Genomic DNA, 19,483 nt, shown 5'->3' with positions numbered 1-19,483 from the left:
CGGCACGCCATAGCATCATTGCGGGGGCCTTTCCCACACTTCCACCGGCAGCGAATCGGGCTGCGTGGCGCGGGCGTTCCGGACTTACCTTGCGATTCCGCAACGACCCGGCAGATCGCTCCCGGCAGTCTTAGCGTCGGGGCACTATTGGCGGGACGAATCCATCCATGCAGAAGCGGATCACGATCATCCAGGGCCACCCTGACCAGAGCCCGGACCGGTTCTGCCGGGCGCTCGCGGGCGCCTACGCGAAGGGCGCCGAGGCCGGGGGGCACAAGGTCCGACGGATCGAGGTCGCCGAGCTCGACTTCCCGCTGCTGCGAACGCAGTCGGAATGGCATGACCGCACCGCACCCGAGGCGATCCTGCTCGCGCAGGACGACATTGCCTGGGCCGAGCACCTCGTCTTCGTCTACCCGCTCTGGCTCGGCGCCATGCCGGCGCTCCTGAAAGGTTTCCTGGAACAGGCGCTGAGGCCCGGCTTCGCCATTTCGGGCGAGGTTGCCGGCACCGACTGGCAGCAGCGGCTGAAGGGCCGCTCGGCCCGGGTCGTCGTCACCATGGGCATGCCGGCGCTCGTCTATCGCTGGTACTTCGGCGCGTACAGCTTGAAGAGCTTCGAGCGCAACATCCTGAAGTTCTGCGGCATCAAGCCGGTCCGCGAGAGCCTCGTCGGCATGGTCGCGGCGAAGGACGGCAAGGGCCGGGGGGCCTGGCTGGCGAAGATGGAAACCCTGGGAGCCCGGGCTATCTAGCCGGTCACGCCGCTTCCACGAAGCTGTCCACGACGCGCTTCTGGCCGGCCTTGTCGAAGTCCACCGTGAGCTTGTTGCCGTCCACGGCACGGATCGTCCCGGGCCCGAACTTCTGGTGGAAGACGCGCTCGCCGAGCCCGAACCGGCTCTCCCCCCCGATCACGCTCTTCGCGACCAGCTCCCCCTCGATCGTCACCGCCTGCCGCCCGGTACGCTTTCGGGGATCGGCGGTGTCCCGGTTCGCCTGCGCGCGCTGCCAGCCCGGCGTGCGGTAGCTGGAGCCGAACGGCGCCATGGTGTCGAAGCGGGACGTGCCGTAGTAGGGCGCGCCGCTGCCATAGCCGCCGTAGCTCGCCGGCTCCGACACCTCCGCGTTCGCTTCCGGAAGCTCGTCGAGGAAGCGCGAGGGTGCCGTCGATTGCCACAGGCCGTGGACCCGCCGGTTCGAGACGAACCAGATCGCAGCGCGCCGGCGCGCGCGTGTCAGCCCGACATAGGCGAGCCGCCGCTCCTCCTCGAGACCCGCCCGGCCGTTCTCGTCGAGTGCGCGCTGGTGCGGAAAGAGGCCTTCCTCCCAGCCGGGCAGGTAGACGGTGTCGAATTCGAGGCCCTTCGCGGAATGGAGCGTCATGATGGAGACGGCCTCGCCGGCCTCGCCGCGATCGGAATCCATCACCAGGGAAACGTGCTCGAGGAAACCCGCGAGCGACTCGTACTCGCCCAACGTGTTGACGAGTTCCTTGAGGTTCTCGAGCCGCCCGGGCGCTTCGGCGGAACGGTCGAGCTGCCACATTTCGGTGTAGCCGGATTCCTCGAGGACGGTTTCGGCGAGATCGGTGTGCGGCGTGTGCGGGATGAGCGACGCCCAGCGTTCGAAGCTGCGCAGCAGGTCGCCGATCGCCTGCCGCGCCTTCGGCTTCAGCTCCTCGGTCAGCACGAGCTCGGCCGCCGCCGCCATCAGCGGTATGCCGCGGCGCCTGGCATAGGCGTGGATGAGCTGAAGGGTGGCGGCGCCTAGCCCGCGCTTCGGCGTATTGACGATCCGCTCGAAGGCGAGGTCGTCGGCCGGGTTCACGGTGGCGCGGAGATAGGCTAGCGCGTCGCGGATCTCGAGCCGCTCGAAGAAGCGCGGTCCGCCGATGACGCGGTAGTTGAGGCCGAGCGTGACGAAGCGGTCCTCGAACTCGCGCATCTGGAACGAGGCGCGCACGAGGATCGCCATCTCGTCGAGCGAATGCCCCTGCCGCTGCAGCCGCTCGATGTCCTCCCCGATCGCGCGCGCTTCCTCCGAGGAGTCCCACGCCGACGTGACGGCAACCTTCTCGCCGGGATCGGCGGTGTCGGTGAAGAGCGTCTTGCCGAGCCGCTCCTCGTTGTGCGCGATCAGCCCCGAAGCGGCGGCGAGGATGTGGCCCGTGGAGCGGTAGTTCCGTTCGAGCCGGATCACCTTGGCGCCGGGGAAGTCGCGCTCGAAGCGGAGGATGTTGTCCACCTCCGCGCCGCGCCAGCCGTAGATGGACTGGTCGTCGTCGCCGACGCAGCAGATGTTGCGGTTGCCCTGCGCGAGGAGCCGCAGCCAGAGATACTGGGCGACGTTCGTGTCCTGGTACTCGTCGACCAGCAGATAGCGGAAACGCCGCTGGAATTCGGCGAGCACGTCCGGGCGCTCGCGGAACAGGCGGAGGCACTCGGTCAGGAGGTCGCCGAAATCGGCCGCATTCAGCGTCTTCAGCCGCTTCTGGTACTCGGAATAGAGTTCGCGCGCCTTGCCGTTCGCGTAGGCGTAGGCCTCGCCGTCCGGCACCTTCTCGGGCGAAAGGCCGCGATTCTTCCAGCCGTCGATCGCGGTGGCGAGCTGGCGCGCCGGCCAGCGCTTCTCGTCGATGTTCGCGGCCTGGAGGATCTGCTTCAGGAGGCGGATCTGATCGTCGGTGTCGAGAATGGTGAAGTCGGAGCGGAGCTCGACGAGTTCCGCGTGGCGGCGCAGGATCCGTACGCCGATCGAATGGAACGTCCCCAGCCAGGGCATGCCCTCGGCCATGCCCTCACCGATCAGGCCGGCGATCCGCGTCTTCATCTCGCGGGCGGCCTTGTTGGTGAAGGTGACGGCGAGGATCTGGGACGGGAAGGCGCGGTTTGACGAGAGGATGTGGGCGATCCGCGTCGTGAGCACCCGCGTCTTGCCGGTGCCTGCGCCGGCCAGGACAAGCAGCGGCCCGTCGGTTTGCTCCACGGCCTCGCGCTGCTCCGGATTGAGACCGGCGAGATAGGGAGTGCCGCGGGCGGCCAGCGCGCGCGCGGCAATCCCGCCTTGCGCAGGAGCCAAGTCGGACCGGGTCGGATCGGAACGTCGGGCCGGTTCGGACATGGAGCTTCGAATCGCCTTTTCGGAACAATAGGGCAACGGGATGCACCTTGCGAGGGGCGCCGGTCCGCGGCCATCCGATCGCCCATATGGCGGCGGCGTCGGCTGCACGCAATGAAGGTGCGGCGGCGAATGCCGCGGCCTAAGAAAAAGGGCCCGCATCTCTGCGGGCCCTAGTGGTCGAAGGGAGGAGTCTTTCGTCTCGATTATTGCGGGTTTGCGCCCGCCGGAGCGGCCGGATTGGGCGAACCCATGCCGCCGCCCGTCATGCCGCCGCCGGTCATGCCGGCGCCGCCGGTGGCAGCGTCGGCCTCACGCCGCTGCTGCTCCTTGTCGATGAACTCCGGAGCGTTCTCGAGCATGTCCTTGTTGCCGTCCACCACGAGCTTGGCTTCCTGCTGCTCGTCGCGCTGGATTTCGACCGCGTCGTAGGCGATCGCGACGTTCTTCTGCCCGATGCCGAGGAAGCCGCCGACGCCGACGACGATGGCCGAAATGCCGCCTTCCTCGTCGAGGATGAGGTCGGTCACTTCGCCGATGTCCTCGTCCTCGCGATTGTAGACGTCCTTGCCCATATAGTCGCTGGCGCGCCACTGGTTCTCGGCCTGCTCGGTGACCCACGCGCTGTCGATGGGCGTGGTGCCGCCCGTCGAGGTCGCCATGTCGGTGCCGGTCGCCGGGGAATCCGTCGTGGTGGTCGTGGTGGTCGTCGTGTCGGTCGCGCCACCCATGCCGCCGGTCGTGGTGGTGGTGTCGGCCGCGCCGCCGGCCGCGCCGGTGGTGGTGGTGGCCGGGTCGCTGGCGCCGCCCGCAGCGTCGGTCGTGGTCGTGTCGGTCGCGCCGCCCATTCCGCCGGTCGTGGTGGTCGTGTCGGTCGCGCCGCCCGTCGTCGTGTCGGTCGTTGTGGTGTCGGTCGCGCCGCCGGCCGTGCTCGCGCCGCCGGTCGCGGACGTATCGGCTCCGCCGGCCGGCGGGGTGGTCGCCGCGTCGCCGCTCGGCGCGGAGGTGTCGGCTCCGCCGGCCGGAGGCATCGTCGCCGCTCCGCCCGTGTCGCTGCCCGCCGGGGGCGTGGTGGCCTGCGCCATCTGGAAGGAGGAGTCGGAATGGGCCGGCTCGGCCGCCAGCGCGCCGGTGGCCAGGAGGCAGGCGATCGCGGTGCCCGCCAGGAGTCTGCTCGTCATGTCAATCTCCCGCAGTTGTTTTCTGTTGCTCAGTGTCGCTCAGGTACATCCGAGCCGTGAAACCGCCGCGCCCCGGCCATTAGCCGTGACACCATGCGATTTGCATGGATAAGAGCCGGCAAAGCGCTCAGTTCCGTCCTGCAGTTCACGAATCATGAAAAAAATTTGCCGCGGCTGCTTTGGAGCGTCTGCCGGAGCAAACGAGCGGGAGGAACGACAGCCGCGGAAGCGCCGTTCTGACGCAAGGATGCTCGCGGAGAGCTCGGGACATCATGGACGCAATGGAATGCGAACGGCTATCGCCGGCAGACCTGATCCGGCTCGCTCCGTGGGGCGAGATTCCCAACAGTGCCCTTCCGGCCGTCCGCTATCGCGGCGGGCTCGCTCCCGACCTGCGGAGCCCGAGCGCTTGCCAGGCGCTCTTCCACCGGAACGGCTGGGGGAACGGGTGGCTGAACGGCCTCTACGACTATTGGCACTTCCACGTGAGCGGACACGAGGTGCTCGGCTGCGTCGCCGGCTCGGCGGAAATCGGCCTGGGAGGGGAAACCGGCGTCGCCCTGGATTTCACGGCAGGCGACGTTCTCGTGCTGCCGGCCGGAACAGGTCACCGGCGGCTGTCTGCTGCGAGCCCGGATTTCGCGGTGGTCGGAGCCTATCCTCCCGGGCAGAGCGGGGCGATCGTCCGTCCCGGTGACATCCCGATCCCGGAAGCCGAGCACGCCATTGCGAAGCTCGCCCTGCCGGAAGCCGATCCGGTAGCCGGCCCCGAGGGCCCGCTGGTGGGCGCCTGGGCCATCCGGTAAGGCTGAGGCTCCGCGCCTGGTCGCGGCTGGACGCCCGCGCGGAACGCGTCTCAGGGTTCGAGGCGGATCGGCCGGCCAGCGCGCTCCGGCCAGTGAAGCGCCGCGTGCGCTGCCTGCATCGCCGTCAGGCGAGCTCGGATATCGGCGGGAAAGGGCGCGGCCCGTCGGCTCGTGAGGTCGACGTGGAGGAAGAGCTCCTCGGCCGACGCGGCGACCCAGCCCTCCTCAGCGTGGGTCAGCTCAAGGTAGAGCCGCATGCGCTTGTCGTCATGGCCGAGGAGCTGGGCGGTCCCGATCACCGGCGCATGCGCGGTGAGCTCGCGCAGATAGCAGACGTGCAGCTCGACCGTGAAATAGGACAACGCGCGCGCACGGACGTATTCGGGGCCAAGCCCGATGGTCGCGAACGCCTGGTCCACGACGCGATCGAACAGCAGCACGTAGTAGGCGACGTTCATGTGGCCGTTGTAGTCGATCCAGCCCTCCTCGACGGACATGACGGAAGACCGGAACGGAGCGGAAGTGGCAGTCATGAGCGGACCCCGATTTCGCCTTGCCTTTCTGTCACTTTGGCGCTGTGAAGCATTTTGATAGTGTCGCCGCAACGAGAGCGGGCTCGGACGGGTGAGGGGAATGCGAGCGGTTTCTGCCCTGGCGCGGAACGAAAGCGGCATCGGAACCGCGCTCCTTCGCCTGAAGGAGCGGTTCGGCGAGCGGCTCGCGACCTCCACCGCCGTGCGCGAACAGCACGGCCATACCACGACCTGGATACCGAACCAGCCGCCCGATGCGGTGCTGTTCGCGGAATCGGGCGCAGACGTGGTGGAGGCGGTCCGTCTCTGCGCCGCGCACGACGTGCCCATCATCCCGTTCGGGACCGGCTCGTCGCTGGAAGGCCATCTCAATGCGCCCGCCGGCGGGCTCAGCATCGATCTCTCGCGCATGAACCGGGTCCTGGCTGTTCATCCCGAGGACCTCGACGTGGTCGTCGAGGCGGGTATCACCCGGAAGGATCTCAACCGGCAACTGCGCGAGCACGGCCTGTTCTTCCCGATCGACCCGGGTGCGGACGCGAGCATCGGCGGCATGGCGGCGACGCGCGCCTCGGGCACGAATGCCGTCCGCTACGGGACCATGAAAGACAACGTGGTGAACGTCACGGCAGTCATGGCCGACGGGACGCTCATCCGGACCGCACGGCGCGCGAAGAAGACCTCCGCGGGCTACGATCTCACGCGCCTCCTGGTGGGCTCGGAGGGAACGCTCGGGATCATAACGGAGCTGACGCTCCGCCTGCACGGCCTGCCGCCGGCGATATCCGCGGCGGTTTGTAGCTTCCCGTCCGTCCAGGATGCGTGCAACACCGTCATCGCCACGATCCAGTACGGATTGCCGGTGGCGCGGATCGAGCTCATGGACGAGTTGCAGGTCCGCGCGTGCAACCTCTATTCGAAACTGGACCTGCCGGAGCGGCCGACCCTGTTCCTCGAATTCCACGGGACGGAAGCCGGCGTCGCCGAGCAGGCCGAGGTCTTCGGCGAGATCGCGTCCGAGCACGGCGGCGGGAACTTCCGCTGGGAGACGCGCGAGGAAGACCGGAACCGGCTCTGGCAGGCCCGCCATGACGCCTATTGGGCCGTGCGCACGCTCCGTCCGGGCGGCAGCGTGCTCGCCACCGACGTCTGCGTCCCGATCTCGCGCCTCGCCGAGGCGGTTGCCGAGGCCCGCGCGGATTGCGAACGGCTCGGCCTGATCGCGCCGATCGTCGGACACGTGGGCGACGGCAACTTCCATCTCTCGGTCCTGGTCGACACCGACGACACGGAGGAGGTGCGGGCGGTCGAGACGCTCCTCGGCCGGCTCGCGGAACGCGCGATCGCGATGGACGGCACCTGCACGGGCGAGCACGGCGTCGGGCAGGGCAAGATGGACTACCTCGAATACGAGCTCGGCCCGGCCCTCGACGTGATGCGTGCGATCAAGAAGGCGCTCGATCCCCGCAACATCATGAACCCGGGCAAGGTCGTTCGGCTCTGACGGACACGGAGGAGCGTTCTGAACAGGATCTATATCGGGTTCGGCATCGCCATCATCGTCGTGCTGTTCACGGCGCTTATCGCGCCGTTCCTCGTCGACTGGACGGCCTACCGGCGGACCTTCGAGAATCAGGTCTCCGCCGTCGTCGGTCAGCCGGTAACGGTCGCCGGAAAGGCGGATCTGCGCCTCCTGCCGACCCCTGTCGTGAACTTCACGGACATCCGGATCGGCGATCCGGAGATGCCGGAGGTGACGATCGAGCGTTTCCGCGCCGAGATCGAACTCGCGGCCCTCCTGCGAGGCGAGATCAACATCCTCCAGATGCGTCTGGAACGGCCGCAGTTCCGGTTCGATCTCGCCTATCTCGCGGACACCGAGACGGAGCGCATCGGCTTTGGAGATGGGTTCGACCCGAACCGCATCTCGCTCGCCGAAGTCGAGATCGTGGAAGGCACGGCCGACATCCATGACAGCCGCGTCGGGCGGTCGTGGCATCTTGCCGCCCTGAACGGCGTGATGCAGGCGCAGGCGCTCACCGGCCCGGGGCGGATCGATGCCGGTTTCGTCCTCGACGGACAGCCGTTCACGGCACGGCTGGCGGCGGGACGGTTCACCGAGGGTCGCGTGCCCATCTCCGTGACCATCGCCCCCGCCCGTCTGCCGCTGACGCTGACGCTGAACGGATCGCTCGAAGCGATGCCCGGCGAACTGCCGGTCTATTCGGGAACGCTCGCGCTCGCCGGATTGGCCGCCGAGGGAGCGCCGTCCCCGTGGTCTCCGCTCCGGCTGGAATCCGAGTTCGAGCTGACGCCAGAGGCCTTGGCGCTGCCGGAGCTTCAGATCGGCTACGGGCCCCCCGACCGGCCGATCACGGCGACCGGGAGGGCGCAGTTCGAGATCGGGGTGTCGCCGAGCTTCGACGTCGCCCTGGAAGCACGCCAGATCGACGTGGACCGGGCGCTTGCGGGCGAGGTCGGCCAGACCGTCTCCATCGAACGCGCAATCGGGGCGCTCGTAGCCCTCGTCCAGCGGATTCCGGTGGCGGGGGTGGGGGGGACGGCGCGGGTGGATGTGCGGGGGATGGTGGTCGGCGGCAGCGTCATCCAGGCGATCGGCGCGGATTTCTCAACCATGCCAGATGGTTGGCGGATCGACGTGCTGTCCGCGATGCTGCCCGGCGAGACCCGCCTCGATGTCGCCGGCGCACTGCGCGTCGGCGCCGCATCAAGCTTCAGCGGCCATGCGAAGATCGACGCGCAGCGCCCCGCGGCGCTCGCCGCGTGGTGGCGCGGCGGCGGCGGCGGAAGGGCCGCGCGCCTCGACGGCTTCACGGTCGAGGCCGATGTCTCGCTCGAGCCGCTGTCGCGCCAGGCGCGCGCGATCGTCGCGAATTTCGGCGGCGGGACGGTGCGCGGCTCGCTCTCCAGGCGCGAGTTCCAGCGCACCGACCAGGCCTTCGTGGCCGTCGACCTCAGCGCCGACCGGCTCGACCTCGACCGCGCCCGGGCGCTGGTGGACCTCTTCGGCGGCGGCACGATCGCCACCGGCGCGGTCGACCAGATGATCGTGAACCTGAAGGCGGACAAGGTCGTCGCCGGCCGCGTCGAGGCGAGCGCGGTGGCCATCGACGCCTCGCTGGAGGCGAACGGCCTCGATTTGCGCCGCCTGTCGATCCGCGATCTCGCCGGCGCGAGCGTCACGGCGCGCGGCCGCATCAGCGATCCGTTCGGCGACCCCTCCGGCCGCTTCGATGCGAGCGTGAAGGCCGAGGACCTCGCCGGCGCGGTCGCCTTCCTGCGCGACCTCCTGCCCGAGAGCGCGGCGGTCGGCCGCTTCGCCGCCGTCGCGCCGAGCCTGACGCCGCTCGATGCGGAACTCACCATGACGGCCGGGCAGGCGGAGAAGGGCGCGGTGGCGGGCGACGTCGTCGGCACCTTCGCCGGGACGCGCCTCACCGCGACTTTCGGCGGCCAAGGCTCGGTCGGGAGCCCCGCAAGCTGGCTCGGCCGGGCGGACGTGCTGGCGGTGAGCGACGACAGCGCCCGCCTCCTCCGCCAGCTCGGCTTCTCGCCCGTGCCGGTCGCTGGCAGCGGCCCGGCCCGGCTCGCCATCCGCCTCGACGGCCCGCTTGCCGAAGAGAGCACGGTTTCGGTCCGCGGCGAGGTGGCGAATGTCGGCTTCGAGTTCGACGGCACGGGCAAGATCGAGGCCGGCGTGCCGCGCCTCGGCGGCGACCTCACCCTCAGCAGCGAGGACGTGGATCCCCTTCTCCTTCTCGGCGGGCTGGCGCTGCCGGGCCTGGGCGAGGGCCACGCGCTCGCCCTGTCGGGCCGGCTCTCGGCGGCGCCGGGCGCGCTCGACCTCGCCCTCGCCTCCGCCAGCGTCGAGGGCGAGCCCGTCACCGGCAGCCTCACGCTCCGGTCGCGCGACGGGCTGCGGATCACGGGCGATCTCGGCGTGCGCTCGGCGTCCGTCCCGGTCCTGTCCGGGATCATCGCCGGCACCCGCGTCGCGCGTGGCGACGCCGCCTGGCCGGATGCGCCGTTCGCGGCGGCGATCCCCGCCGGCCTCGCCCTCGACGTGAAGGTGTCGGCCGAGACGCTCGACCTCGGCGTCGGCGATCCGGCCCGGAACGCGAGCTTCGCGCTCGTCTACGGCAACGGGCGGCTCGCGCTCGACACGGTGCGCGGCGAGTTCGCCGGCGGCATGCTGGACGGCGCCATGACGGCCGCGCTCAGCAACGGCGAGGCGGACGTCGCCCTGCGCGCAGCGCTTCGCGGCGCCCGGCTGGAGGAGGTGATCTGGCGTCCCGAGGGCCGCCCGGTCGCAACCGGAGCGCTCGACCTCGCCTTCGAGATGAACGGAACCGGCCGCTCGCTGGCGGGGCTGGTCGCGAGCCTGTCCGGGAGCGGCTCGTTCACGCTCGCCGACGGACTGGTGCGCGGCATCAACCCGCTCGCCTTCGGCTCCGTCATCCGCGCCGCCGATGCCGGGCTGGACCTCGAGCGCGACGCCGTGCAGGCCGCCTTCGAAGGCCATCTCGATGCCGGGACGCTGGCCTTCGAACGCGCCACCGGATCCTTCTCCGTGTCGTCCGGCATCGTGCGCGTCTCGACGCTCTCCGTCGATGCGGAGAGCGCGACGGTGCTCGGGAGCGCGAGCCTCGACCTCGATGGAATGGAGATCGCCAGCGACTGGTCGCTGAAGGTCGATCCGGGCACGGAGAAGGTGACGGGCGCCGATCCGGAGGTGGGGCTCTCCTTCCGCGGGCCCGTCATGGAGCCGACGCGCAGCCTCGACGTGACGCCGCTGCTCGGGTTCCTCACGGTGCGCGCCTTCGAGCGCGAGGTGGAGCGGGTCGAGAAGCTCCAGAGCGAGATCGCCGAGCGCGACCGGCTGATGCGGCAGATGCGGCTGCAGCGGGAGGAGACGGCCCGCCAGAAGCGCGAAGCGGAGGAGGCGGAGGCGCGGCGCCGGGAGGCCGAGGCCGAAGCGGAGGCGGAGGCCGAAGCGCGCCGGGCGGCGCAGGAGGCGCCCGCATCTCAGCCTGCGCCGGAACCGCCGCCGCCGCGCCAGGAAAGCTCGCGGGCGCGGCCCGCGGACCCGGCGCCCGCACTGCCGAACGCCCTTCTCCGTGCGCTGGAGGAGCCGCTCCCGGCCCCGGCGCTGCAGTAGGTGGTTCGGGCCGTTTCCGGTTCACGGAGACGGTCCAGGCGCGAAAGGCGAGTCTGCAGTGGACATTCCCCGGATCTTCAACGTCACCGAGAGCGCGCACCGCATCCACAACCCGTTCACACCGGAAAAGCTCGCCACGCTCGGCGCGGCATTGCGCCTGGAACCGGCGACGCGTGTGCTGGACCTCGGCAGCGGTTCGGGCGAGATGCTGTGCACCTGGGCGCGCGATCACGGGATCGGCGGCACCGGCATCGACATGAGCCGGTTGTTCACCGAGCAGGCGAAGCTGCGCGCCGAAGAGCTCGGGGTCGCCGATCGCGTCGAATTCATCCACGGCGACGCTGCCGGCCATGTGGCCGACGAGAAGGTCGGTGTGGCAGCCTGCCTCGGTGCCACCTGGATCGGCGGTGGCGTCGCCGGCACCATCGAACTCCTGGCGCAGAGCCTCCACACCGGAGGGATCATCCTCGTCGGCGAGCCGTACTGGCTGCGCGTGCCGCCGACGGAAGACGTTGCGAAGGGATGCCTTGCCGGTTCGGTCGCCGACTTTCTCACGCTTCCGGAGCTTCTCGCGTCCTTCGGCAGGCTCGGCTACGACGTCGTGGAAATGGTGCTCGCAGACCAGGATAGCTGGGACAGGTACGAGGCGGCCAAGTGGCTCACGATGCGCCGGTGGCTGGATGGCAATCCGGACGACGATTTCGCGAAGGAGGTTCGGGCTCAGCTGACCTCGGAACCCGTACGCTACGCCGCGTACACGCGCGAATACCTGGGCTGGGGCGCGTTCGCGCTGATGGCGCGGTGACACGAGGCGATCGGCGTTCTGGCGATTCCGGTGCGGCCGTGCCGCAGGGGTGGCGCTTGTGGATCGCCGGATCAAGTCCGGCGATGACGACAGAGTGTGGGGCGGGGGCGGTGCCGTCGAACGTCTGCGGCTCCTCCCGCTCTGTCGTCATGCCCGGGCTCGACCCGGGCATCCAGTGCGGCGGTGCCGCGGGGGTGGCGCTGCCTGGATCGCCGGATCAGGTCCGGCGATGACGACAGGGGGGTGGGGCGGGGGCGGTGCCGTCGAACGTCTGCGGCTCCTCCCGCTCTGTCGTCATGCCCGGGCTTGACCCGGGCATCCAGTGCGGCTGTGCCGCGGAGGAGGCGCTGCCTGGATCGCGGGATCAAGTCCGGCGATGACGACAGGGGGTGGGGCGGGGGCGGTGCGGTCGATCAGCTGCGTTTCCTCTCGCACTGTCGTCCTGCCCCGGCTCGACCCGGGCATCCAGTGCGGCCGTGCCGCGGGGGTGGCGCTGCCTGGATCGCCGGATCAAGTCCGGCGATGACGACAGGGGGCGGGGCGGGGGCGGTGTGGTCGAACGTCTGCGGTTCCTCCCGCTCTGTCATCCTGCCGGGGCTCGACGCGGGCATCCAGTGCGGCCGTGCCGCTGGGTGGCGCTGCTTGTGGATCGCCGGATCAAGTCCGGCGATGACGACAGAGTGTGGGGCGGGGGCGGTGCGGTCGGCCACCTGCGGCTCCTCCCGTTCTGTCGTCCTGCCCGGGCTCGACGCGGGCATCCAGTGCGGCCGTGCCGCAGGGGTGGCGCTGCCTGAATCGCCGGATCAAGTCCGGCGATGACGACAGCGGGTGGGGCGGGAGGGGGCTGGACCGTGCTGCGGGACGAGCGCCTGTCGCTCTCGGGGCCGAGAATCGATCGGGCTTCCGGGGAAGCGGAGGCGCCGCGCCCCCCTCCCGAAAGCGGCTCCGCCGCTTTCGACCTCCCCGCGAGGGGGAGGTTAAAGGTTGTGCCGTTTCGCGTGGTGCGGATACGGCGGATGGTCCGCGTTTCCACACCCACTGTCGTCATGCCCGGGCTTGACCCGGGCATCCAGTGCGGCCGTGCCACAAGGGTGGCGCTGCCTGGATCGCCGGATCAAGTCCGGCGATGACGACAGGGGGTGGGGCGAGGGCGGTTCAGGCTTGGAAGCGCCGGTGCTTGACTGGTCCGTCACCTCGCCTCCCTGAACGCTGGTGTTCTGCCCTTCCCGGCACATTGTCGCTCTGCGCCTGCGCGCACACTGTCGTCATGCCCGGGCTTGACCCGGGCATCCAGCAGGCGTGGCGTTGCCTGGATCGCCGGATCAAGTCCGGCGATGACGACAGAGTGTGGGGCCGGGGGGGTGCTGTCGATCATCTGCGGCTCCTCCCGTTCGGTCATCCTGCCCGGGCTGGACGCGGGCATCCAGTGCGGCCGTGCCGCAGGGGCGGCGCTGCTTGTGGATCGCCGGATCAAGTCCGGCGATGACGACAGGGGGCGGGGCGGGGGGCAGTCCGTCACGCCGGCCCGCGCTCCGCCCGCTCCGCCTCGAGCCGCGCGACGCGGGTGCGGAGGTCGTCGAGGACTGCGAGGCGCAGGCGGGACGAGAGGTTCTCCTCGCCGCGCGCCTCGTCGATGCGGCCGATGAGCGCCGTGACGGTGATGCCCTCGGCGCTCGCCATGCGCTTGAGCTCCGCCCAGTAGGCGTCCTCCAGCGAAACGCTGGTGGCGTGGCCGCGGAGGTTCACCGATCGCTTGCGCAAGGTTGCTCCGGGCTCCTCAGTCCGGGTCGTCGCGGGTATGGCGGCCGTCGGGGGTGGGGGCGCCGGGGCCGAGCCTGTGCGCCTCGTGTCGCCGCTCCTCGAGCGCGTCCATGGCCGCGCTCCGATCGCGCTCGGCGCGGCTCAGGCCGAACCGGGTGCGGTTCGCGGCCGCCTCCTTCTCGCGCTCCTCGCGCGCGCGGCGCTTGCGCGCCTGGCGGAGGTTGATCGGCGCGTCCGCCATCGGGCGCTACCGCGGGCTGATCATCAGCTCGGGACGGACGACCTCGTCGAACTCGTCCTCGGTGACGAAGCCGAGCCCGACCGCCTCCTCCCGAAGGGTGGTGCCCTTCTTGTGCGCGGTCTTGGCGACGGTGGTCGCGTTGTCGTAGCCGATCTTCGGGGCAAGCGCCGTGACGAGCATCAGCGAGCGGCCCACCAGCTCGCTGATGCGCGCCTCGTTCGCCTCGATGCCGACGACGCAATTGTCGGCGAAGGAGACGGCCGCGTCGGCCAAGAGCCGGATCGACTGCAGCATGTTGTAGGCCATCACGGGCTTGTAGACGTTGAGCTCGAAATGGCCCTGGCTGCCGGCGACCGTCATGGCCGTGTGGTTGCCCATGACCTGCACGCAGACCATGGTGAGCGCCTCCGACTGGGTCGGGTTGACCTTGCCCGGCATGATGGAGGAGCCCGGCTCGTTCTCCGGCAGGATCAGCTCGCCGAGGCCGGAGCGCGGCCCCGAGCCGAGAAGCCGGATGTCGTTCGCGATCTTGAAGAGCGACACCGCCACCGTGTTGAGCGCGCCGTGCGCGTAGACGTAGGCGTCGTGGGCGGCGAGCGCCTCGAACTTGTTCGGCGCGGTGCGGAAGGGGAGGCCGGTGATCTCCGCCACCTTCTCGGCGAAACCGTGGGCGAAGTCCGGATGGCTGTTGAGGCCGGTGCCGACGGCGGTGCCGCCCTGGGCGAGCTCGAAAAGGTCTTCGCAGCCCTGCTTCACGCGGCGGATGCCGTAGTCGAGCTGCGCGACGTAGCCGGAGAATTCCTGGCCGAGCGTGATCGGCGTGGCGTCCTGGGTGTGCGTCCGGCCGATCTTGATGATGGGGGCGAAGGCCTTCGCCTTGACGCTGAGCGCGTTGCGCAGGTGCTGCAGCGCCGGCACCAGATTGTGGACGATCTGCTCGGCGGCCGCGATGTGCATGGCCGTCGGGAAGGTGTCGTTCGACGACTGGCTCATGTTGACGTGGTCGTTGGGGTGGACGGGCTTCTTGGAGCCCATCGCGCCGCCGAGGATCTCGATCGCCCGGTTGGAGATCACCTCGTTGGCGTTCATGTTGGTCTGGGTGCCGGAGCCCGTCTGCCAGACGACCAGCGGGAAATGGTCGTTCATGCGGCCGTCGATCACCTCCTGGGCGGCGCCGGCGATCGCCTCGGCGCGGGCGGCGTCGAGGAGGCCGAGATCCCGGTTCGCCATCGCCGCGGCACGCTTGACGATGCCGAGCGCGCGGACGAGCGGCACCGGCATGGTCTCGCCGCCGATCCGGAAGTTCTGCAGCGAGCGCTGGGTCTGCGCACCCCAATAGCGGTCGGCCTGGACCTCGAGGGGTCCGAAGGAATCGGTTTCGGTGCGCGTGCTCATGGGACTGCCCTGGCTGGAGACTCTACGGTTCTTGCGGGCCGCATTTCCCATTACCCGGCGCCGCGCGCAAGAGCGGGGCGGGCGCAAGAGCGGGGCGCCCGCGCGCCCTCAGCTGTTCTTCTTGCGGAAGGAATCGAGGGAGACGACGTCGGCACCGGCGGCACCGGCGGCCGGGCGCTCGTCGTCGATGACGTCGGCTTCCGGCTCGGGCGCGCCGGCGGCGACGAGCTCCGTGCCGGTCGCCTCCTCGGCGCCCTCGCCCTCGCCGGCGGCGTGGGCGTCGAACTTCAGGCCGAAGCTCGCATGCGGGTCGACGAAGGCCACGATCGCCCGGAACGGGATGTGGAGCCGTTCGGGGATCCCGTTGAAGGAGAGGCCGACCTCGAAGGCGGTCTCGCCGACGATCAGGTCCCAGAACTGGTGCTGCAGGACGATGGTCATCTCCTGCGGGTACTTCTCGCGCAGCCGCGACGACACGCGCACGCCCGGGTCGTGGGTCCGGAAGGTGACGAAGAAATGGTGCTCGCCCGGCAGCCCGGTCTGCGCCACCTCGGCGAGAACCTTCTGCACCACGCCGCGCAGCGCGTCCTGCGCGAGGACATCGTAACGGATGAGATCCTGGGTCATCGCGGCAGAACCTAGAACGTGGACCCCGGCCGCGCAACGGCAGCAGAGGGGGGAGCGGCAATAAGGAAGGAAGTGGAGGCTTCTGTTGCCAGGCGCCTCCTGACCCCGCCTGAACCGTGCTAACGGCCCAGGGCTTTATTCGAAGCCGTCACGCTGCATTACGCAGCGAGGCGAGCCTCAGCATAGTTGTCGTTGGCAACTATTGTTCGGTCCGATAACGGCGGTACCATGCCGGGCGAAAGCGCTGTCTTTACACCCTCGTCGAGCCTATTTCGCCCCCATCATCAGCGGTGATCGCGTCACCGTTCATGGTGGAGGCGCCGGGTACCGCCCCCGGGTCCGAAAGGCTTATTCCACAGACCATTTATCGCCATAGCCGGTGCGACCGGCACGACTGAATATAGGGGATGGAATCGGCGAATTGAAGGGCCTGCGGCGCGCGAGCCGGCGGAATCGTCTAAGGGTCGCCCCATGCGGCAATATCTCGACCTCCTCGCGCGCGTGCTCTCCGAAGGCACCCGGAAATCCGACCGGACCGGGACCGGGACGCTCTCCGTGTTCGGCCACCAGATGCGCTTCGACCTCGCCGACGGCTTCCCGCTGGCGACGACGAAGAAGCTGCACGTGAAGTCGATCATCCACGAGCTGCTCTGGTTCCTCGCCGGCGACACCAACGTGCGCACGCTGAACGCCGTCGGCGTCACGATCTGGGACGAATGGGCCGACGGCAACGGCGATCTCGGGCCGGTCTACGGCCGCCAGTGGCGCTCCTGGCGGACGCCCGACGGCGGCGCGATCGACCAGATCGCCTGGGTCGAGCAGGAGATCCGCCGCAACCCCGATTCGCGCCGGCTGATCGTCTCGGCGTGGAACCCCGCCGACATCGACCGCATGGCGCTGCCGCCCTGCCATTGCCTGTTCCAGTTCTACGTCGCGGACGGCCGGCTCTCCTGCCAGCTCTACCAGCGCTCGGCCGACATCTTCCTGGGCGTGCCCTTCAACATCGCGTCCTATGCGCTCCTCACGCAGATGATGGCGCAGGTGACCGGGCTCCGCCCCGGCGCCTTCGTCCACACGCTGGGTGACGCGCATCTCTACGCCAACCATGTCGAGCAGGCGCGCGAGCAGCTCGGCCGCGCCCCGCGCCCGCTGCCGCGGATGGAGATCAATCCCGAGGTGCGCTCGATCTTCGACTTCCGCTACGAGGATTTCAGGCTCGCCGGCTACGAGCCGCACCCGCACATCAAGGCCGCCGTCGCGGTCTGACGGCTCCGCTCACGGGCGGGCCTCCTCCGGACCGGCGAGCGCCGGAGGGGCGGGCTTCGCCGGGCCGTCGGAAACGACGTGGACGATACGCTGCGGGAAGGGGATCTCGATGCCGGCCGCCTCCAGCCGCCGCTTGGCCTCCTCGATCATGGCGCGCTGCACGTCCCAGAAGACCGCCGTCGGCGCCCAGGCGCGGAACGCGATGGTGACGGCGCTGTCGCCATAGGAATCGACGTAGACGTAGGGGGCGGGCTCGGCGAGGACGCGCGGGTCCTCCGCGGCCATTGCGAGGAGGACGCGGCGCGCCTCGGCCGGGTCGGCCGCGTAGGCGATGCCGATCTGGATGGTCATCAGGCGGCGGGCGTTGCGGCTGTGGTTCTTGAGCGGCTTGTTCCAGATCTCCGAGTTCGGGACGAAGTAGAAGATCCCGTCGAAGGTATCGAGCTCGGTCACGAACAGCCCGATCTCCTTCACGATGCCCGAGACGTTCGGCAGCTCGACGAAGTCGCCGACCCGGAACGGTCGCAGGTAGATGAGCATGATGCCGGCGGCGATGTTCTGGAGCGTGCCCTGCAGCGCGAGCCCGATGGCGAGGCCGGCCGCGCCGAGCACGGCGAGCAGCGAGGCGGTCTGGACGCCGAGCTGCCCGAGCGCGGCGACGAGGACGAGGATGAGGACGGCGTAGCGCGCGACCGTGCCGAGGATCGGCTGGACGGTCGGATCGAGATGCCCGGTCCGGCCGATGAGGCGCCGGACGAGCCGCGCCGCCCAGTTCGCCAGCACGAAGCCGATGGCGAGGATGAGGAGCGCGGTGGCGATGCGCGGCAGGAAGGCGACGGCCCAGGCCCAGGCCATCGCGGCGGCGGCGCCGAGTTCCGCCGGTGCATCTGTCAGGTCCATCCGCCGCTCCGCTCTAGTAGGGCGCCTCGACGCGCCCGAGATTGACGTAGACGCTCTTGCGCTCGGTGTAGAAGTCGAGCGCGGCGAGGCCGTTCTCGCGCCCGATGCCGGACTGCTTGGACCCGCCGAAGGGGAGGGGAATGGGGGTCACGTTGTAGCTGTTCACCCACACGATCCCGGCCTCGAGCGCCGCGGCCACGCGGTGGGCCCGGCCGAGATTCTGCGTCATGACTCCGGCGGCCAGCCCGAACGGCGTGGCGTTGGCGCGTGCGACCGCCTCGTCCTCGGTGTCGAAGGCGAGCACGCTCATGAGCGGGCCGAACACCTCCTCCCTGACGATACGCATGCCGTCCTCGCAGGCGTCGAACAATGCGGGGCGCATGAAATAGCCCCTGGCGAGGGGCGGCTCGGCGATGCGCCGGCCGCCGGTCAGGAGCCTGGCGCCCTCCGCCTCGCCGGCCTCGACATAAGCGAGCACCCGTTCCAGGTGCCCCTCGGAGACGAGCGGGCCCATCTGGGTCGCCGGGTCGAGCGGGTCGCCGACGCGGATCGCGGCGGTGCGGGCAACGAGCCTCTCCAGGAACGCGGCCCTGACGCCGCGCTGGACGAAGACCCGGGTCCCGTTCGAGCAGATCTCGCCCTGGGTGTAGAAATTGCCGAGGATCGCGGCGGAGACCGCATCGTCGAGGTCGCAATCGTCGAAGACGACCAGCGCGGACTTGCCGCCGAGCTCCATCGTCACGCGCTTCAGGGTTGCGGCCGCGGCGGCCATGATGCGCTTGCCCGTCGGCACGGAGCCCGTGAGCGAGATCTTCGCGATGCCGGGATGGTCGGCGAGCGCGGCGCCGACCTCGCCTCCGCCGAGGACGACGGAGAAGAGGCCCTTCGGCGCGCCCGCCTCCTCGACAATACGCGCGAGCGCGAGCGCCGTGACCGGCGTCAGCTCGCTCGGCTTGAAGATCATGGCATTGCCGGCGGCGAGCGCGGGCGCCGCCTTCCAGCTCGCGATCTGGATCGGGTAGTTCCACGCGCCGATCCCGGCGCAGATGCCGAGCGGCTCGCGCCGGGTGTAGCCGAAGGCGTCCGCTCCAAACGGCATGTGCGTGCCGTGGATGATCTGCGTCAGCCCGGCGAAGAACTCGAAGCAATCGGCGGCCGAGCCGATGTCGGCCTCCGGCGCCTCCTGGATCGGCTTGCCCGTGTCGAGCACCTCGAGCCGGGCGAGCTCCATCTTCCGCTCGCGCAGGCGCGATGCGACGCGGTTCAGCACGCGGCCGCGCTCGGCTGCAGGCATAGCCACCCATTCGCGCTGCGCGCGCTGCGCCGCCGCGACCGCGGCGTCGACGATGGCCGCGTCCGCGGCCGCGACCTCGCAGAGCGCCTCGCCGGTGGCCGGGTTGAGGTCGGCAAACCGGTCGCCGGCCTCCGGCGCGACGTCTTCGCCCGCGATCCGGGACTTGAGCACGGGCGCGATCTTCACCACATTCTCCTCGCGGGCAGGGCTGGCCGTCGCCGGGCGCGTTCCGTCGCGACGCGCCAAACGAGCCTTGCGGAACGCGTCCGCGGTCCCTATAAGGCGGCTCGCATCCCGGGTGTATAGCTCAGTTGGTAGAGCAGCTGACTCTTAATCAGCGGGTCGTAGGTTCGAGCCCTACTACACCCACCAATG

15 protein-coding genes, 1 tRNA gene and 1 other RNA gene are annotated in these 19,483 nt (G+C 69.9%); 7 read left to right on the top strand and 10 right to left on the bottom strand.

The window, feature by feature from the left end; translation table 11 throughout:
* Positions 1 to 167: 167 nt before the first annotated feature.
* Complete coding sequence (locus tag ACUN0C_RS10065) at positions 168 to 755, top strand: NAD(P)H-dependent oxidoreductase (protein WP_445466219.1); 588 nt, start codon at positions 168 to 170, stop codon at positions 753 to 755.
* A gap of 4 nt (positions 756 to 759) precedes the next feature.
* Here the strand turns inward: ACUN0C_RS10065 and ACUN0C_RS10060 are convergent, their stop codons facing one another.
* Entirely contained in the window at positions 760 to 3,123 is a 2,364-nt protein-coding gene (locus ACUN0C_RS10060; RefSeq protein ID WP_445466218.1) for an ATP-dependent helicase, read from the bottom strand.
* A gap of 203 nt (positions 3,124 to 3,326) precedes the next feature.
* The gene (locus ACUN0C_RS10055; RefSeq protein WP_445466217.1) at positions 3,327 to 4,301 is read right to left on the bottom strand and encodes a PRC-barrel domain-containing protein; all 975 of its coding nucleotides are present in this window, start codon (positions 4,299 to 4,301) and stop codon (positions 3,327 to 3,329) included.
* Between the two features lie 272 nt (positions 4,302 to 4,573).
* Between ACUN0C_RS10055 and ACUN0C_RS10050 the strand changes: the two genes are divergently transcribed.
* On the top strand, positions 4,574 to 5,107 hold the full coding sequence (locus tag ACUN0C_RS10050) for a hypothetical protein (RefSeq protein ID WP_445466216.1): 534 nt from the start codon (positions 4,574 to 4,576) through the stop codon (positions 5,105 to 5,107).
* 50 nt (positions 5,108 to 5,157) lie between these two features.
* Here ACUN0C_RS10050 and ACUN0C_RS10045 read toward each other — a convergent pair whose 3' ends face one another.
* Complete coding sequence (locus ACUN0C_RS10045; protein ID WP_445466215.1) at positions 5,158 to 5,604, bottom strand: thioesterase family protein; 447 nt, start codon at positions 5,602 to 5,604, stop codon at positions 5,158 to 5,160.
* 136 nt (positions 5,605 to 5,740) lie between these two features.
* Here ACUN0C_RS10045 and ACUN0C_RS10040 point away from each other — a divergent pair, with 136 nt between their 5' ends.
* Genes ACUN0C_RS10040 through ACUN0C_RS10030 form a run of 3 tightly spaced genes read left to right on the top strand, consistent with a single transcriptional unit; the run spans position 5,741 to position 11,624 of the window.
* Entirely contained in the window at positions 5,741 to 7,144 is a 1,404-nt protein-coding gene (locus ACUN0C_RS10040; RefSeq protein WP_445466214.1) for an FAD-binding oxidoreductase, read from the top strand.
* Positions 7,145 to 7,162: 18 nt separating this feature from the next.
* Positions 7,163 to 10,819, top strand: a complete 3,657-nt coding sequence (locus ACUN0C_RS10035) for an AsmA family protein (protein WP_445466526.1) — start codon at positions 7,163 to 7,165, stop codon at positions 10,817 to 10,819.
* Between the two features lie 58 nt (positions 10,820 to 10,877).
* The gene (locus ACUN0C_RS10030; protein WP_445466213.1) at positions 10,878 to 11,624 is read left to right on the top strand and encodes an SAM-dependent methyltransferase; all 747 of its coding nucleotides are present in this window, start codon (positions 10,878 to 10,880) and stop codon (positions 11,622 to 11,624) included.
* A 1,515-nt stretch (positions 11,625 to 13,139) separates the two neighbouring features.
* On the opposite strand, the gene ACUN0C_RS10025 is transcribed toward ACUN0C_RS10030, so the two are convergent.
* The 5 genes from ACUN0C_RS10025 to ssrA form a co-directional block, all read right to left on the bottom strand.
* Positions 13,140 to 13,385 carry a ribbon-helix-helix domain-containing protein gene (locus ACUN0C_RS10025; protein ID WP_445466212.1) on the bottom strand — a complete coding sequence of 82 codons (246 nt, stop codon included), beginning with the start codon at positions 13,383 to 13,385 and terminating at the stop codon, positions 13,140 to 13,142.
* A gap of 16 nt (positions 13,386 to 13,401) precedes the next feature.
* Positions 13,402 to 13,626: a DUF4169 family protein gene (locus ACUN0C_RS10020; protein ID WP_445466211.1), complete on the bottom strand. Its 225-nt coding sequence runs from the start codon at positions 13,624 to 13,626 to the stop codon at positions 13,402 to 13,404.
* A gap of 6 nt (positions 13,627 to 13,632) precedes the next feature.
* Positions 13,633 to 15,072 (bottom strand): class II fumarate hydratase, encoded by a 1,440-nt coding sequence (gene fumC, locus ACUN0C_RS10015; protein WP_445466210.1) that lies wholly within the window; start codon positions 15,070 to 15,072, stop codon positions 13,633 to 13,635.
* 57 nt (positions 15,073 to 15,129) lie between these two features.
* Entirely contained in the window at positions 15,130 to 15,648 is a 519-nt protein-coding gene (locus ACUN0C_RS10010; protein WP_445466209.1) for an SspB family protein, read from the bottom strand.
* A 71-nt stretch (positions 15,649 to 15,719) separates the two neighbouring features.
* Positions 15,720 to 16,078, bottom strand: a transfer-messenger RNA (tmRNA) gene (gene ssrA, locus ACUN0C_RS10005).
* Positions 16,079 to 16,119: 41 nt separating this feature from the next.
* Here ssrA and ACUN0C_RS10000 point away from each other — a divergent pair.
* On the top strand, positions 16,120 to 16,914 hold the full coding sequence (locus tag ACUN0C_RS10000) for a thymidylate synthase (RefSeq protein ID WP_445466208.1): 795 nt from the start codon (positions 16,120 to 16,122) through the stop codon (positions 16,912 to 16,914).
* A gap of 9 nt (positions 16,915 to 16,923) precedes the next feature.
* Here the strand turns inward: ACUN0C_RS10000 and ACUN0C_RS09995 are convergent, their stop codons facing one another.
* Together ACUN0C_RS09995 and betB are read right to left on the bottom strand one after the other, a co-directional pair.
* A complete protein-coding gene (locus ACUN0C_RS09995; protein WP_445466207.1) occupies positions 16,924 to 17,814 on the bottom strand; it encodes a mechanosensitive ion channel family protein in 891 nt (296 codons plus the stop codon).
* A 13-nt stretch (positions 17,815 to 17,827) separates the two neighbouring features.
* Positions 17,828 to 19,294 (bottom strand): betaine-aldehyde dehydrogenase, encoded by a 1,467-nt coding sequence (gene betB, locus ACUN0C_RS09990; RefSeq protein WP_445466206.1) that lies wholly within the window; start codon positions 19,292 to 19,294, stop codon positions 17,828 to 17,830.
* A 110-nt stretch (positions 19,295 to 19,404) separates the two neighbouring features.
* Here betB and ACUN0C_RS09985 point away from each other — a divergent pair.
* Positions 19,405 to 19,480 (top strand) — tRNA-Lys (locus ACUN0C_RS09985).
* The last annotated feature ends 3 nt before the right edge of the window (positions 19,481 to 19,483 follow it).

This window comes from Faunimonas sp. B44, assembly GCF_052655945.1.
This window is presented reverse-complemented; position numbering and strand designations above follow the sequence as displayed.